This is a genomic window from Bacillus sp. CH_48, assembly GCF_038008465.1.
Taxonomy (GTDB): Bacteria; Bacillota; Bacilli; order Bacillales; family Bacillaceae_G; genus Bacillus_A; species Bacillus_A thuringiensis_S.
The window spans coordinates 5301378-5315868 of the sequence record NZ_JBBOZF010000001.1; the positions used below are offsets into that span (position 1 = coordinate 5301378).

A 14491-nucleotide genomic window follows, 5' to 3' on the forward strand; every position below is an offset into this window, starting at 1 on the left:
GACGAGGAGAGGATCAGATGGAATTCGAATTTTTCTTTCAAATTGCACTTATTTTATTAAGTACAAAGCTTGCTGGTGATCTTAGCGTTAGATTAGGTCAACCTTCTGTACTAGGTAAATTAATTGTCGGTATCGTTATCGGTCCAGCTGTATTAGGTTGGATTGAAAATTCAGAGCTTCTAACTCAATTAAGTAATGTCGGGGTTATTCTCTTAATGTTTATGGCTGGACTTGAAACAGACTTAGAAGAATTAAACGCCAATCGTAATTCTTCTTTAGCAGTTGCACTCGGAGGTATCATTCTTCCATTCGTAGGTGGTTACGTTTCCGGCCTTGTTATGGGAATGGAACAAGGAAACGCTGTATTCTTAGGATTACTTCTATGTGCGACAAGTGTTAGTATTTCCGTTCAAACACTTCGCGATTTAGGAAAGATGAAAACACGTGAAAGTACAACTATGCTAGGCGCAGCTGTATTTGATGACATTCTTGTCGTTATTTTATTAGCATTCGCAATGAGCTTCTTAGGTACTGATGATGTTAACTTAACAATGGTTATCTTGAAGAAAGTAGTATTCTTCGCTTCTATTATTTTAATCGGATGGAAAGGTGTTCCTGCAATTATGCGCTGGTTATCACCACTACGCGTATCTGAGTCTATCGTGAGCGCGGCTCTTATCATCTGTTTCTCATTCGCATATTTTGGCGAATTATTAGGAATTGCTGGTATTATCGGTGCTTTCGCTGCTGGTATTGCAATTTCTCAAACAAACTACAAACATGAAGTAGAAAAGAAAGTAGAACCAATTGCTTACGCTATGTTCGTTCCAGTATTCTTCGTTAGTATCGGTATGAATATTACATTTGACGGTATTGGCAATCAAATTTGGTTCATCCTAGCATTAACAGTAATCGCTGTATTAACAAAACTAATTGGTTGTGGTGTTGGTGCACGCATGACTGGATTTGACGCTAAGTCTTCTGCAATTATCGGTGCTGGAATGGTTTCTCGTGGTGAAGTTGCACTTATCATTGCAGGAACAGGACTTTCTTCAGGTCTATTGGCACAAGATTACTTTACAGCAATCGTTATTGTCGTTATTTTAACTACAATGATTACACCACCAATGTTAAAATATACTTTTGGTGCAAAAGATAAAGCAATGAAAGCAAGTAAATAAGTTTACTATAATAAAAGGAGATTGCTATTTTATAAGATAGCAATCTCCTTTTTGTTTTATCTTTAAACAATCTCGTTCTTTTTTAACCATTTTTCAAAAATAGTTCGTGCTTCTTCATCATTGATATCATTACTAAATGAATACACCTTAATACCATAATCATCTATATATTCACCCAGTTTCATTTCCTCCACTTTCTTATAAAAATCGTCTGCCTCATAGTGCGGAAGATAAGCATCCCAAACTGGTTCATTTATTCTTTTGTACGCCGTCACTTCTAAATCATATCCGTCTTCATAATATCCGATGTGATAATGTTTGTTCGGATCATATTTATCCATTAAAAGTCCCCTCCTACTAAACAAAAGCGAGCCTTATATTACAGCTCGCTCCTCTCTCTATTTATTAAATACGTTCCATCGCCGTCTTCAACGTTCCAACAACAAAGGCAATTTCTTCACTTGAAATAATAAGCGGCGGTGCTAATGTTAAGACGTTATTATACCCTGCTGTTGTCATACCATTGCGTCCTATAATTAAGCCCTTTTCTTTACAAGCATTTACAACACTTGCAATTTTGTCGTTATCAATTGGCTCTTTCGTCTCTTTATCATTTACTAATTCAATTCCGACTAATAGACCTTTTCCTCTAATATTCCCAACAAGCGGATGTTCCCCAATTTCATCTTTTAGTTGCTCTAATAAAAGGGAACCCATTTGCGCAGATCGCTCGATTAAATTTTCATTTTCCATAATCTCTAAGTTTTTAAGTGCTAATGCACAAGCTGCTGGATTTCCACCAAATGTATTAATATGTCGGAAGAATTCATACTCTCCCTTCCCTTTAAATGCTTCATATATTTCTTTTTTCACAGCTGTTGCAGATAATGGTAAATATGCGCTCGTAATGCCTTTTGCCATCGTAATAATATCTGGCTTCACATCATAATTCATAAATCCAAATGCTTTTCCTGTACGACCGAAGCCGCAAATCACTTCATCACTAATAAGCAAGGCACCGTGTTTTTGACACGTCTCATGAACAGCTTTCATATAGTCTTGTGGTGGCATTAAAATGCCCCCACCTGTAATAATTGGTTCCATAATAAAAGCGGCAATTGTTTCACTTAATTCCCACGTCATAACACGATCGACTTCTTTCACACATTCTACATCATAAATATGCTGCCCTTCAATCCCAGGCATACGGTAACAATCCGGTGGTGTTACGTGTAAAAAGCCTGAAGCAAACGGCTCATATTGATATCTACGCTGCGCTTGTCCCGTCGCTGCCATTGTCGCCATTGTATTCCCGTGATACCCACGATAACGTGACATAAATTTATAACGATGTGGTTCACCTTTTTGCGCATAGTATTGCCTTGCTATTTTAAAAGCTGTTTCGTTCGCTTCTGAACCACTATTTGAGAAGAAAATAACATACTCTCCCCCAAGCCACTCATTTAACTTTTCAGCAAGCTTTATAGCTGGTTCATGAGATTGTGACATCGGAAAGTATGATAATGTTTGTAATTGCTTATAAGCCGCTTCTGCGAGCTCCTTTCTTCCATATCCACTATTCACACACCAAAGACCACTCATACCATCTAAATATCTTTTTCCTTGTATATCTTCAACCCAGCACCCTTCAGCTTTTGCCCCTACCATTGTACTATTTGGACTAAAGGGACGCATTCCGTGCCAAACATATTGCTCATCTTTTGCTAATAATTCATCAGTTTGCTTCGTTTTCATCATTACTTCCACCTTCCATAACAACTTATTTTTCACAAAAGCTGCGCTGGTGCCATGATGACTTAAATTTCTCCCTGCTATTTTCATTCCACAAAATTAAGACAAATCCTACTTACAAATCAGTAATATTTACAAGAAAATGACAAAAGAAAAAAGAGCTTTTCTTATCTATCGAAAAGCTCCTCTTTTATTTAATGTGAAGACGCATCACTAATACCGTGACCAGTATTAGATTTCACAAGAATTTCATCAAATTTCACTGCATCTTCTTTCTTACTAGATAAAACAGTTCCTAAATATGCTGCAAGAAATCCGAGCGGAATTGAAATAATTCCTGGTGTCGTATATGGGAATATCGCTTCCCCAACAAAAATAGCTTTTCCAGCTACAGGGTTCCAAACATTCGGACTCAACGCTACGAGAACAATTGCTGATACGAGCCCTACAATCATACCGGAAATAGCACCCGTTGTATTAAAACGCTTCCAATATATTGTAAATAAAATCACTGGTAGATTTGCACTCGCTGCAACTGCAAATGCTAATGATACTAAAAATGCTACGTTTAATGTTTGGGCAAATAATGCAAGTATGATAGATAGTATCGCTACTCCAATAGATGCATAACGAGCCATGGATACTTGCTCTTTTTCCGTTGATTTCCCTTTGCGAATGATCTCATTATAAAAATCATGTGCAAATGCTGATGCTGCTGTTAATACAAGACCTGCCACTACAGCCAAAATCGTCGCAAAAGCAATTGCTGATACGAAAGCAAATAAGAAATCTCCACCTAACGCTTTTGCTAATAAAGGTGCCGCCATATTACCAGCTGGGTTCGCTTTAATAATCGCTTCATTTCCTACAAAAGCCGCCGCACCAAATCCTAAGAAAATCGTCATAATATAAAATGCACCAATTAACCACGTCGCATATACGACAGATTGACGTGCAGTTTTTGCATCACGTACTGTAAAAAAGCGGACAAGTATATGTGGTAATCCAGCTGTACCAAGTACTAGTCCTAAATTTAAAGAAAGTGTATCAAGACCATCCTTATACTTTACACCTGGATTTAAAAATGAATCTTTTAATGGTGTAGCTGTTTTCATTTGAGCGAACATTTCAGTCACGCTGAAGTTGAATTTTGCGAAAACGATAACAGAAATAATAAACGTACCAGCCATAAGTAATACAGCCTTTACAATTTGTACCCAGCTCGTTGCTGTCATACCACCAAAAATAACATACACCGTCATAAGTGTTCCAACGATTAATACAGATGTCGTATATTCAATTCCTAATAATAATTTAATAAGTGCACCCGCGCCAACTAATTGTGCAATCATATAAAAGATAGAAATCGTCATCGTATTAAGAGCTGCGACTCCGCGAACTTTTTTCGCATCAAAGCGTGCTGCAATCATATCCGCCAAAGTGTACTTTCCTAAATTTCTAAGCGGTTCTGCAACAAGATATAGTACAACTAAATAAGCAACTAAAAAACCGATACTATAAAAGAATCCATCAAACCCAGTTAATGCGATTGCTCCGGCTATACCAAGAAATGAAGCAGCAGACATATAATCTCCAGCAATGGCCAGACCATTTTGCCAACCAGTTAATCCCCCTCCAGCCGTATAAAATTCACTCGCATTTTTCGTTTTTTTCGATGCAAAATAGGTTATGACAAGCGTACCAAGAACAATAATTAAAAATAGTGCAAACGCAGTAGTATTCAAGTTCAGCCCCTCCCTTTTTGCATATCTTGCAGAATTTTTCGGGAGATTTCATCAAATGATTCTGCTTTTTTGCTATAAATCATACATAGTGCCCATGTCATGATAAATTGGGAAAAAGCAAATACCCACGCCCATGTAACGTCACCAAATGCAGGTGTATTGAGCACCTTTGAATACGATGTTAAAATAGGTAATGCGATAAAAAAACTAAAAAAGAAAATACTCATTGGAATGATAAACTTCTTTTTCGTATTTAATAACAATTGAAATTCTTCCGACTGAACGACCTCTGTATAATTCACCTCATTTTGCAACTTACGTGCTGACGTATCATCTCGTTTCATTAACCGATCCCCTCTCTTACTTGAAATGCACTTCCCCCTTGCATACCTAAAGACTAAATTTTATAAATATTCAGAAACTTATACTTATTGTAGACAATCCGTGCATTCATGCAAAGATTTTTTGATAGACATTTTTCGGCAATTTCCCCTAAATTTTTAATATACTTTTTCAACATAAAGTGACACCTTACTTATTTTTTCCTCATTAAGACAAAAGCAGTGCTTAACGCACTACTTTTGTCTTTTTTTCCTTTTCTAAATTACGAGCTGTTTCGCTTAACTCAACCTCTTTTCCGTCTTTAAGTGTTCCAAATATAAAATCGAATACTGGATTTGAAACACCGAACCAAAACTTTTCGTTTTTATAATGGTGTAATATATGTTGTTTTTTTAGCCATCTTCCAAACTTAGTGACGGGACGAATCGGTCTATGGGCAATATAATGTTTCCATTCGTAAACGAGCAGCATAATAATCATTCCGATTCCAAATGAAAGTGTAATAGTAAGACTTTTTGTAATACCATATGCTATAAGTAAATATATAGTAAAACTAGGTATACTAAACCATACAGGTAAAAACAAAAGTTTTAAATCATCTGGATATACGTGGTGATCATAATGCAATCTTCTTAACATTTTTAATAGAAATGTGTTTTTAGGTGGCTTTATATGGAATAAAAAACGATGTGTCATATATTCATTAAGTGTATAGAAAACAATCCCAAACATACATGCTAACATGCCAAACCACGTAAAAAATTGCATTTTTAAAATATTAATGAAAATAAATAGAATGCTATACATAATAACAATATCATGTTGTAAAAAGAACTCTTTCCCCACTTTCTTCATCTTGTTTCCCCCTTTTCCAAAAAAACAGCCGCAACATATCGTTACGACTATTTCTTTTCTATTCTTGTTCTATTCACTTTACAAATTTGCCCGCTGTTCTATTGCCGAGAAAAAATTGTTTGGCCCAAATATATTTTGCTTCGGAATAATATGTTCCACTGCAAACACTGTTACTTCTCCTCTTTGCACTTCTCCAATAATGAGACCAAATATTTGATGATTTACTGCAAACGTCGGTTGCTTTGTTTGTAGCAATCTTGCAGCATTATGAAATACTGCTTCATATAGTGGATTTCTATCAGTAATTTCTTTTCGGATTTTTGGCGCTAACGTAATTATAATTTCTTTTCCGTCAATAGTGGTTCGATACATAAAAATCTCCCCTTCAATCTTATGTGAACAACTGTAAAGCTTTGTATGCAAAATGTATAGAGTAACCTACTAAAATAATACCTGCTCCGGCTGTTATGTAGCCAAGCGCTTTTGGTTTTAATAAAGTTCTTCCAAAATGTACAGAAAAAGCAATATTTAAATTCCATAAAATAATACCTGCAATAATGCAAAGACTGTACAAAAAAGCTTCTTGTTTCGTTACCTTCGTAAGTAATGAGCTAAGTGTACTTCCGTATATACCAAACCAAAAAACAAGATTTAATGGATTGGATATCGCAATTAAAAATCCTGCCATAAACGATTGCTTAAGACCACCTACCTCTTCTTTTTTATATTCCATGTTTGAGTGGGAAATTCCTTGTTTTACACTTTGAAATCCTAAATAAAATAACAAGAAAAAACCCGTGCAATACATGAAGGCTTGTACATATGTATACATAAACACAGAAGATAAACCGAAATAAATGAGAAGCATAAATAAAACATCTGCAGTCATTCCACCAATTCCAACAACCCAAGCATGCCAAAACCCACGTTCAATTCCTCGTTTTAACATTTCAATATTAATCGGCCCTACTGGTGCAGCTAATGAAATACCTAATACGATTTGCTGTATAATTGCTCCAAACATCGCTCTATCCTTTCTACTCTCTTTACTACTAGTTAATGATGTAATTTGAAAAAATGGACTAGCTTCCATAATAAAATACCCTTTTTTATCCAAAATATACAAAAGAGCCATATAGGTGATGGCTCTTACTTTTCTATCCTATGAAGAAAAGGACATTTCCCTTTTATTGGTTCTACATCGTCTCCTATGAAATATTGTTTCCATTCACGATGCTCTGGGTCACCATAATGACTAATGTTAGGATGTTTCGGCAATTGATCCCACTTTTCAACTCGCTCACGGACCATTTGTCTTGAATATGCTCCTTTAGGACGATCCCCCTCTAATCCATCAAAAATAGTGCGTGGTTGAAACCCAATAACGAGAGAATTCCCTAAATGTCTAGTTTTTCGTTGTTTATAAGCTGGCGCGTTTCCAAATGCGAATATTGGCTCACCACAAAATGAAAATTCCCATAAATAATGGTCTGGATCCTCAGGAATTTGCTTTGGCCATGCTTGATTATCGTTTTCATGTAAATACTGTAACACTTTCCAAAAGGAATCACGGTAATATTCGAGTGATCGTTCTTCACATTCCGGTTCTACAAAAAGGAAAAAGCCCCTTCTTACAATCGGCCTCTCTTTCATTAACTCTAAAAAAGATAACATTGTATGCGGCAAATGACTCCAATCATTATGAGAAAGAAATGAATAACGAAGTTCATTCTTTTTCAAAGCTGTTAAACCGAAATAACATGGAAAAGTTGGTTCTAACACGACACTTGAAAAAATCTCAAATTCTTTTGCAACCCAATCCGGTATGTCGGTTCTCGTTCTCATTCCTTCATTATCTAATAAGTACGACCTATTCATTCTTTCACCTCGTTATGTATAGCATTCAATTAAGAATATTACATACTCGGCCTGTCCTATACCTATTTAAAAATTTGATTGGAAAATTATTTAAAAATATAAAAAATAAAACCGCTTACTTGACTAAATTCTCCCAATTCGTGTATATTTAAATTAATCATTTAGCAGAATATTCAAGAATATAGCATTTTTAGTTTATATTATTTCTTTAAATGAATTTCACTAAATGAAAATAGTAAACGCTTTTAGGAGGAATTGTAACATGCAAGGAAAAGTAAAATGGTTTAACAACGAAAAAGGTTTTGGATTTATCGAAATGGAAGGCGCTGACGATGTATTCGTACATTTCTCTGCTATTCAAGGAGACGGCTACAAAGCTTTAGAAGAAGGTCAAGAAGTATCTTTCGACATTACTGAAGGTAACCGTGGACCTCAAGCTGCTAACGTAGTAAAACTTTAATCCAACATATAACAGAAGGTTACCTTACTTGGTAACCTTCTTTGTTATTCCTTTGTATATTTCCGTTTTACAGAGCAAAAACTATGTAAAATGCGCACTATACAAAGGAGGAATTATTAATGGGATCAGAAGTAAATGATTTTGAAGAAGTAAAATTCCGTGTAGAAACAGCACAAAAGATGGTAGGTTCTGCAACAATTTCAATGGATCCAGACACATTAGAGCATGCCACTACTGCAGTAGAAGCAGCTCGCTCACAGCTTGAAATTATGAAATCTGTTGCAGTAGATTTAGATGAACCATTTTTAATGAACGAGGAAAAGAAACTAAGCAAATGCGAGCAGCAATTAAACGAAGCAAAGCACTAAAAAACATCCAGAGAATTTTCTCTGGATGTTTTTTTATGACAACTGTTCTCCATACTTTTTCAATGTTTCTCCAACTGTACATTGTCTTATACAAAATGAATGTGCATAATATTTACTATTTGTCTTTCGATTATGTTCTCGCAAGAAACATCCTTCACAATATGTTTCTAATAAGTCATTTACCTCTGTAATGAGTTGCTTTTTATCCACCTTTGCACCTCTCTATTCGGTTATTTCTTTATGACTATCAATGACTGTCCCTTCTAATGCTTGCGTTGCTAATTGATGTGCTTCTTTATTTTGTTTTCTAGATATCGGATCACATACAAGTTTTAATTTCATTTGCTTCGCCTTTTGTTCAATTTGATCTAAATAATGGTTTAAATGCTCATCATAACAAGGCCATTCTCCCGCCAATTGCTGCAATACAACTTGAGAATCTCCGCGAAGTGTAACTGCTTCATATTTAATCCCTAATTCCTCGAGTATATTCATACCGTATAATAGTGATGCATATTCCGCTTCATTATTATCATCTATACCTTCTATATATGCATTGCGGCGAATGCGGTAGTTTGTATTTCCTTTTTTATAGTACACACATATACCAACGCCAGCTTCTTTCGTTTGCACATCATACCCCCCATCAAAATAAACGAGTATTTCTTGGGGCTCTTCCTCTACTTGTTTACTCAGTTTTTTCATTTCCTTTAATGACCATTCTGCATCCATTTCATCGTAAAATAAAAGTTCCTTAGCTCTTCCTGTTTTCTCAAAATCCTCTGCAAATTGAAGTATTTCTTCTATGTTCATATAATCTGTTGTTAATTCCGTCTGCAATCCTCGCTTCGTTTTATACAACCAATGAATTTTATATTTCATACTAGATTCCCCTTATATAAGACTTCTTATATGTAGCCAGCTAATGAAAGCCTCACTTTATTTTATTATATTTTATCTAGAGTCACAGCATTATATTCAATATGATTACATACAAAAAGAGCTATCCCTATAGGAATAGCTCTTTCATCTATTACATAAATCTTTCAAATTGTACTCGCTTATTAATCCAGTACATTACAGGCATACCAATGGCCATTACAACAAATTCACCGACTGCACATGTTAACCAAGACAACATAAATGGTAAACCCAATGCAAGATGAAGTTCAATTGCAATCATAAACATTGTAATCGTAAAGATAACCGTATTAAAAATCATACGAGCCCAAACACCTTTAATAAATCGCATAGAAATAATCGTTGCAACTAATGCAAGAATAGATTGCCCTACTCCAAATACTAAATCATAAGCGATCATAGGTGAGAAAAAGAGATTCGTTAAAAATACACCTAATACAATTCCGTAAATTGCTTTCTTGTTAAATACAACGAGATGATTAAACATCTCTGAAATACGAAATTGTACATTCGTAAAGCCAAATGGCTGAATAAGCATAGAAACAGCAATATATAATGCCGCTAAAATACCATTGCCGACTAAAGTTCTAATATTCATGACAAAATCTCCTTAGTTTTTTTACGTGGGATGGTTTCGAACCACGTTATTCTTTTTTTAGCAACAAGATTATATTTTACGTGGTAGCCCCTCTTTCGTCAATAGATTCCTATCATGAACTACCTTTTTTCTTTTAGACAACGTATAATGAAACATATGAAAGATTTAGGAGGTTTCACTTCATGATAGCAACAATCCAAAATGAAAAAGTGATCGTTTCCATTTCTGACAAAGGTGCAGAATTACAAAGCGTTCGCTTAAAAGAAGACAACACAGAATATTTATGGCAAGGTGATTCTACATATTGGGGACGTCGCGCACCAATTTTGTTCCCAATTGTCGGCCGATTAGTAGATAATACATACTACGTAGACGGTAAACCATATTCATTAACACAACACGGTTTCGCTCGTGATCTTACTTTCTCTGTGAAAGAACAAAGTGAAACAAAGATCACTTATATCGTTACTAATAATGAAGAAACGTTAAAAAAATACCCATACGAATTCGAATTACTCGTTTCTTATGAGCTAGAAGGACAAAGCGTTCATGTAACATATGAAGTAAACAATCCTACTTCTAAAGAGATGTTCTTCTCAATTGGGGCACATCCTGGATTCAACTTCCCTTTATTGGATGGTGAATCATTTACAGATTATCACTTATCGTTTAATGGTTCGGAACGCTTAGAAACAAGCGTATTAGAAGGACCTTACCTTTCAAACAAAAAGCAATTAATCGCTGAAAATACAACTGAATTGCCACTTACATATGATTTATTCAAAAATGATGCGCTTATTTTTGAAAATATGAATACGAATGAAATTTCGATTCGTTCTCATAAACATAATAAATTTGTAAAAGTAGAATTTGATGGCTTCCCATTTGTCGGCGTATGGACACCAGGGGATAACGCACCTTTCTTATGTATTGAACCTTGGTATGGAATCGCTGATGAAGTAAATCCAGCAAAAGATTTCAAGGACAAAAAGGGAATTCAATCTTTACAAGCGAATGAAACATTTACATGTCGTTACAGCATCACAATCGGATAACTACTCTATCCCCTACTTCAAAAAAATATTTAAGTAGGGGATAACCTTATAATTTGGAGGTTTCTCATTTTGATTGAAGTATATATTGATGGTGCATCAAAAGGAAATCCTGGTCCTTCTGGTGCAGGAGTGTTTATTAAAGGCGTTCAACCACCTGTACAATTATCATTACCACTTGGAACAATGTCCAATCATGAAGCAGAATACCGCGCTTTACTTCTAGCATTAAAATATTGCATCGAGCATAATTATAGCACTGTCTCTTTTCGTACAGATTCCCAGCTTGTCGAACGGGCTGTTGAAAAGGAATACGCAAAAAATAAAATATTTGCACCTCTTTTAGATGAAGCACTACAGTACATAAAAAACTTCGATCTCTTTTTTATTAAGTGGATTCCAAGTAGTCAAAATAAAGTAGCTGATGAATTAGCTAGAAAAGCTATATTACAAAATTAACGGGGGTATGAGTGTGAAAAAAGATTGGATTGCTCCTCTTGCTTTATTATTTGTCTCTTTTATTTGGGGAGCTACGTTTGTTGTCGTTCAAAATGCTATGTCTTTCGTTGGTCCATTTACCTTTAATGGTATTCGCTTTTTATTCGCTGGAATTATTTTATTATTCGTTCAAATGATTTTCTCAAAAAACACTTCAAAACAAGATATAAAACAGAGTAGCCTCGCTGGATTAATCGTTGGGTTCTTTTTATGTGTTGGCTATGTATTACAAACATTTGGCTTACTTTATACAACTTCTTCAAAAGCAGGTTTCTTAACAGGGCTTAGTATCGTTATGGTACCAATTTTGTCTTTTATCTTTTTAAAACAAAAAGCTACCATTTTTATCGTACTTGGTATTGCTGTAGCAACAGCAGGTTTATACTTATTAACAGCTGCTGATTCTTTCCAATTAAATATAGGAGATATACTTGTTCTCGGTTGTGCAATCGCTTTCGCTGCCCATATTCTTATTAACGGCTTCTTTTCTAAGAAAATATCACCTTTATTATTAAGCACATCTCAAGTATTAGCTGTTGGTATATTTTCTTCTATTTGCGCTTTCTTGTTTGAAGATTGGGAAAAATTATTTTCAGTATCACTATGGACGAATCAATCTTTTTTATTCGCACTCTTTCTAACTGCCCTGTTTGCAACATCTATTGCTTTTTTCATTCAAACATCGGCCCAAAAGCACACTTCTCCAACGAGAGTAGCAATTATTTTCGCAATGGAACCCGTTTTTGCTGCATTAACAGGCGTTCTCGTTGCAAATGAACAACTTTCTATTTCTGCTATTATCGGATGTCTATGTATTTTCCTGGGCATGATTTTTGTTGAATGGCCTTCCAAAACAAAAAAAGAAGCGCAGGCTGCGTGAAGTTATGCTTGTAACTTCCGCATAAAAGCCTTAGCGCTTTTTTTATCTGTAATTTCTTCCTCTTTCAATCGTTCTAATAACGCAACGAAATAACTACCATCAAACTGCAATTGATGTTTAATTGTCGCTTCTATTGCTGCGTTCACAATCCCATCAGACGCACCAGTATATCCTTGTCCGAACATAATAAACCCTTGTGCTTCCTCTGATAATTTAAATCCTTTCGTATGTAAGAATGAAAGATAATCTTCTACTGTTTGCATGTTATTCCCACCTACTCAAAAATTCTCCATCTCCTATCATACATGTTTTTACACGCTATGAGAATGAAATTTCTTTGACAACTTTGTAAATCGCTCTTCTAATTCGCTTGCAATGGAGGATTTCCTAACAATCTGAAGGAATATGTACAGTGGAACTTATTTCATATTAAAGGGGAGACACGATGAAACAAGCACTATTAATTATCGACGCTCAACAAGAATTAATTGATGGAAATGAGCAAGAAAATGAAGTTTTTCGTAAAACCGAGCTATTATCTACACTAAATACAGTCATGCAGAAAGCAATAGATTCCAATGCTCTTATTGTTTTCGTAAGAGATATCGATGTTGCTTCTGGCAGCGGAGAAGGATTTGAAGTACATAATCAAATTCAAGTACCTCAGTCTGCAATCTTTATTAATAAAGCAGCAACCAATTCATTCTACGGCACTTCTTTACTTGAACTTTTAAAAGAAGAGAAAATTGGCCATATCGTTATCGGTGGATGTAAAACAGAGCATTGTATCGACACCGCAGTTAGAACTGCGACTGTACAAGGATTTGATGTTACATTAATTAAAAACGGTCATTCCACAACTGATTCTAACGTATTATCTGCAGAGCAAATTATTGCTCATCACAATAAAACTTTACACGGTCATTATAACGTTGATCATTTTTCTATGGTGAGAGATATCGAGGAAGACCTCTTTCAGCCAACTCATGACCAATATCGTGATTAAATTAGCTCAAAAAAGAATCCTTCATTTAAAAGGATTCTTTCTTTATCCAAAAATTTGTGCTGCAATACTATATAGTTCACTATTTCTTTTTATTAACCGATTACTATTTTTCATCATAATTGGTGGTGTATTCACCCTTTTAAAACCAGCAATCTCTAATTCTTTCATGAAATCGTTCTTTCCTTCTGGTACATCCATTCTTAATTTTCCATTATGCCCTCTTGCTAAATCATGTACTATTCTCATCGCCATCGCATTATTTTTAGCAACGACTGGTCCTATTATTTTATTTTCTGGCGTTTGTATACTTATACCGTATCCTACTACATTTTCTTTCGTATCCTTTACAACGACACACTGCTCACTTTGCATAATTCTTTGTTTTAAAAACTCGTTTCGGCTTGTCCCAAATGCGCCTTTATCTATTTTTATTATTCCTTCTAAATCACTCTCTTTATAAACCATCATATATTCTTCATTTTCTGCACATTTATGATTCGCATTGTACGAGTTACAAATATATTTAGAAACATAGCTTACTACCCTAAATCCTAATGTTTCATATAAGGGCTTCCCTTCATCCGTAGCAATAAGCATACATGGAGTTTGAGCTGATACGCTATTCATGCATGAATTCGTTGTCATCTTTCCAATCCCTCTCCCCTTATAATCTGGATGTACAATTACCATTCCAATAGATGCCAACGCCTCCCCGTATAATATAATTGCTGCGCTAGCAATAAGTTCCTTTCTCTCATTCCAGACGCCGTATACAATACCTGAGTTAAAAACTGCTTCAATTTCTTCTATGTTATAATCCCAGCCAATATAAGAAGATAACGCTACAATATCGCCTATTTGTTCTTTCCTAAGACGCTCCACCCTAATTTCCAATTCAATCATACTCCATCCCCTTATCTAGACATTTAAATCATTATTACTAAATCAACTTGTA

Annotated in this window: 20 protein-coding genes and 1 riboswitch; of the genes, 7 read left to right on the top strand and 13 right to left on the bottom strand. The window is 35.1% G+C overall.

Annotation, left to right across the window (positions count from 1 at the left end; translation table 11 throughout):
- The first annotated feature begins 17 nt into the window (after positions 1 to 17).
- Complete coding sequence (locus tag N2V92_RS26735) at positions 18 to 1181, top strand: cation:proton antiporter (protein WP_000393904.1); 1164 nt, start codon at positions 18 to 20, stop codon at positions 1179 to 1181.
- A gap of 62 nt (positions 1182 to 1243) precedes the next feature.
- Here N2V92_RS26735 and N2V92_RS26740 read toward each other — a convergent pair whose 3' ends face one another.
- The 8 genes from N2V92_RS26740 to N2V92_RS26775 all read right to left on the bottom strand — a co-directional run bounded on the left by N2V92_RS26740 (position 1244) and on the right by N2V92_RS26775 (position 7753).
- Positions 1244 to 1522 (bottom strand): DUF3986 family protein, encoded by a 279-nt coding sequence (locus tag N2V92_RS26740; RefSeq protein WP_000362149.1) that lies wholly within the window; start codon positions 1520 to 1522, stop codon positions 1244 to 1246.
- 64 nt (positions 1523 to 1586) lie between these two features.
- The gene (locus N2V92_RS26745; RefSeq protein ID WP_000850964.1) at positions 1587 to 2936 is read right to left on the bottom strand and encodes an aspartate aminotransferase family protein; all 1350 of its coding nucleotides are present in this window, start codon (positions 2934 to 2936) and stop codon (positions 1587 to 1589) included.
- A 191-nt stretch (positions 2937 to 3127) separates the two neighbouring features.
- Positions 3128 to 4678: a solute symporter family protein gene (locus tag N2V92_RS26750; RefSeq protein ID WP_042597506.1), complete on the bottom strand. Its 1551-nt coding sequence runs from the start codon at positions 4676 to 4678 to the stop codon at positions 3128 to 3130.
- A gap of 2 nt (positions 4679 to 4680) precedes the next feature.
- Positions 4681 to 5022 (bottom strand): DUF485 domain-containing protein, encoded by a 342-nt coding sequence (locus N2V92_RS26755; RefSeq protein WP_000817366.1) that lies wholly within the window; start codon positions 5020 to 5022, stop codon positions 4681 to 4683.
- Positions 5023 to 5245: 223 nt separating this feature from the next.
- Positions 5246 to 5875 carry a sterol desaturase family protein gene (locus tag N2V92_RS26760; RefSeq protein WP_042597504.1) on the bottom strand — a complete coding sequence of 210 codons (630 nt, stop codon included), beginning with the start codon at positions 5873 to 5875 and terminating at the stop codon, positions 5246 to 5248.
- Between the two features lie 78 nt (positions 5876 to 5953).
- Entirely contained in the window at positions 5954 to 6247 is a 294-nt protein-coding gene (locus N2V92_RS26765) for a hypothetical protein (RefSeq protein WP_042597503.1), read from the bottom strand.
- Positions 6248 to 6266: 19 nt separating this feature from the next.
- Complete coding sequence (locus N2V92_RS26770) at positions 6267 to 7010, bottom strand: LysE family transporter (RefSeq protein WP_001196838.1); 744 nt, start codon at positions 7008 to 7010, stop codon at positions 6267 to 6269.
- 14 nt (positions 7011 to 7024) lie between these two features.
- Positions 7025 to 7753, bottom strand: a complete 729-nt coding sequence (locus N2V92_RS26775; RefSeq protein WP_001082150.1) for a YqcI/YcgG family protein — start codon at positions 7751 to 7753, stop codon at positions 7025 to 7027.
- A 262-nt stretch (positions 7754 to 8015) separates the two neighbouring features.
- Here N2V92_RS26775 and cspB point away from each other — a divergent pair, with 262 nt between their 5' ends.
- Together cspB and N2V92_RS26785 are read left to right on the top strand one after the other, a co-directional pair.
- Positions 8016 to 8213, top strand: a complete 198-nt coding sequence (gene cspB / locus N2V92_RS26780) for a cold shock-like protein CspB (RefSeq protein ID WP_001161731.1) — start codon at positions 8016 to 8018, stop codon at positions 8211 to 8213.
- A 119-nt stretch (positions 8214 to 8332) separates the two neighbouring features.
- Positions 8333 to 8581, top strand: coding sequence for a DUF2564 family protein (locus N2V92_RS26785; RefSeq protein ID WP_000534400.1), 249 nt, complete (start codon positions 8333 to 8335; stop codon positions 8579 to 8581).
- Between the two features lie 33 nt (positions 8582 to 8614).
- On the opposite strand, the gene N2V92_RS26790 is transcribed toward N2V92_RS26785, so the two are convergent.
- The 3 genes from N2V92_RS26790 to N2V92_RS26800 all read right to left on the bottom strand — a co-directional run bounded on the left by N2V92_RS26790 (position 8615) and on the right by N2V92_RS26800 (position 10100).
- Entirely contained in the window at positions 8615 to 8791 is a 177-nt protein-coding gene (locus N2V92_RS26790) for a zinc-finger domain-containing protein (RefSeq protein WP_000358801.1), read from the bottom strand.
- Between the two features lie 12 nt (positions 8792 to 8803).
- On the bottom strand, positions 8804 to 9463 hold the full coding sequence (locus tag N2V92_RS26795; protein WP_000875533.1) for a ribonuclease H family protein: 660 nt from the start codon (positions 9461 to 9463) through the stop codon (positions 8804 to 8806).
- Positions 9464 to 9614: 151 nt separating this feature from the next.
- Positions 9615 to 10100: a QueT transporter family protein gene (locus N2V92_RS26800; RefSeq protein WP_001026475.1), complete on the bottom strand. Its 486-nt coding sequence runs from the start codon at positions 10098 to 10100 to the stop codon at positions 9615 to 9617.
- Positions 10101 to 10106: 6 nt separating this feature from the next.
- Positions 10107 to 10151, bottom strand: a riboswitch (PreQ1 riboswitch).
- Between the two features lie 131 nt (positions 10152 to 10282).
- Between N2V92_RS26800 and N2V92_RS26805 the strand changes: the two genes are divergently transcribed.
- From N2V92_RS26805 to N2V92_RS26815, 3 genes are all read left to right on the top strand, one after another.
- Positions 10283 to 11155 (top strand): aldose 1-epimerase family protein, encoded by an 873-nt coding sequence (locus N2V92_RS26805; protein ID WP_000562118.1) that lies wholly within the window; start codon positions 10283 to 10285, stop codon positions 11153 to 11155.
- 69 nt (positions 11156 to 11224) lie between these two features.
- Complete coding sequence (locus N2V92_RS26810; protein ID WP_000573877.1) at positions 11225 to 11611, top strand: reverse transcriptase-like protein; 387 nt, start codon at positions 11225 to 11227, stop codon at positions 11609 to 11611.
- Between the two features lie 13 nt (positions 11612 to 11624).
- The gene (locus N2V92_RS26815; protein WP_000711161.1) at positions 11625 to 12530 is read left to right on the top strand and encodes a DMT family transporter; all 906 of its coding nucleotides are present in this window, start codon (positions 11625 to 11627) and stop codon (positions 12528 to 12530) included.
- A gap of 2 nt (positions 12531 to 12532) precedes the next feature.
- Here N2V92_RS26815 and N2V92_RS26820 read toward each other — a convergent pair whose 3' ends face one another.
- Complete coding sequence (locus tag N2V92_RS26820; RefSeq protein WP_001195212.1) at positions 12533 to 12793, bottom strand: DUF6123 family protein; 261 nt, start codon at positions 12791 to 12793, stop codon at positions 12533 to 12535.
- 182 nt (positions 12794 to 12975) lie between these two features.
- Between N2V92_RS26820 and N2V92_RS26825 the strand changes: the two genes are divergently transcribed.
- Positions 12976 to 13536: a cysteine hydrolase family protein gene (locus N2V92_RS26825; RefSeq protein WP_042597500.1), complete on the top strand. Its 561-nt coding sequence runs from the start codon at positions 12976 to 12978 to the stop codon at positions 13534 to 13536.
- Positions 13537 to 13578: 42 nt separating this feature from the next.
- On the opposite strand, the gene N2V92_RS26830 is transcribed toward N2V92_RS26825, so the two are convergent.
- The gene (locus tag N2V92_RS26830; RefSeq protein ID WP_042597498.1) at positions 13579 to 14439 is read right to left on the bottom strand and encodes a GNAT family N-acetyltransferase; all 861 of its coding nucleotides are present in this window, start codon (positions 14437 to 14439) and stop codon (positions 13579 to 13581) included.
- Positions 14440 to 14491 lie beyond the last annotated feature (52 nt).

What these genes read in the sequence shown, in the direction of transcription:
- N2V92_RS26770 (WP_001196838.1), bottom strand. Translation starts at nt 7,010, where the DNA reads ATGGCTCTTTTGTATATTTTGGATAAAAAAGGGTATTTTATTATGGAA.
- N2V92_RS26830 (WP_042597498.1), bottom strand. Translation starts at nt 14,439, where the DNA reads ATGATTGAATTGGAAATTAGGGTGGAGCGTCTTAGGAAAGAACAAATA.
- N2V92_RS26825 (WP_042597500.1), top strand. Translation starts at nt 12,976, where the DNA reads ATGAAACAAGCACTATTAATTATCGACGCTCAACAAGAATTAATTGAT.
- N2V92_RS26760 (WP_042597504.1), bottom strand. Translation starts at nt 5,875, where the DNA reads ATGAAGAAAGTGGGGAAAGAGTTCTTTTTACAACATGATATTGTTATT.
- N2V92_RS26745 (WP_000850964.1), bottom strand. Translation starts at nt 2,936, where the DNA reads ATGAAAACGAAGCAAACTGATGAATTATTAGCAAAAGATGAGCAATAT.
- N2V92_RS26820 (WP_001195212.1), bottom strand. Translation starts at nt 12,793, where the DNA reads ATGCAAACAGTAGAAGATTATCTTTCATTCTTACATACGAAAGGATTT.
- N2V92_RS26740 (WP_000362149.1), bottom strand. Translation starts at nt 1,522, where the DNA reads ATGGATAAATATGATCCGAACAAACATTATCACATCGGATATTATGAA.
- N2V92_RS26785 (WP_000534400.1), top strand. Translation starts at nt 8,333, where the DNA reads ATGGGATCAGAAGTAAATGATTTTGAAGAAGTAAAATTCCGTGTAGAA.
- N2V92_RS26765 (WP_042597503.1), bottom strand. Translation starts at nt 6,247, where the DNA reads ATGTATCGAACCACTATTGACGGAAAAGAAATTATAATTACGTTAGCG.
- cspB (WP_001161731.1), top strand. Translation starts at nt 8,016, where the DNA reads ATGCAAGGAAAAGTAAAATGGTTTAACAACGAAAAAGGTTTTGGATTT.
- N2V92_RS26775 (WP_001082150.1), bottom strand. Translation starts at nt 7,753, where the DNA reads ATGAATAGGTCGTACTTATTAGATAATGAAGGAATGAGAACGAGAACC.
- N2V92_RS26735 (WP_000393904.1), top strand. Translation starts at nt 18, where the DNA reads ATGGAATTCGAATTTTTCTTTCAAATTGCACTTATTTTATTAAGTACA.
- N2V92_RS26805 (WP_000562118.1), top strand. Translation starts at nt 10,283, where the DNA reads ATGATAGCAACAATCCAAAATGAAAAAGTGATCGTTTCCATTTCTGAC.
- N2V92_RS26755 (WP_000817366.1), bottom strand. Translation starts at nt 5,022, where the DNA reads ATGAAACGAGATGATACGTCAGCACGTAAGTTGCAAAATGAGGTGAAT.
- N2V92_RS26800 (WP_001026475.1), bottom strand. Translation starts at nt 10,100, where the DNA reads ATGAATATTAGAACTTTAGTCGGCAATGGTATTTTAGCGGCATTATAT.
- N2V92_RS26795 (WP_000875533.1), bottom strand. Translation starts at nt 9,463, where the DNA reads ATGAAATATAAAATTCATTGGTTGTATAAAACGAAGCGAGGATTGCAG.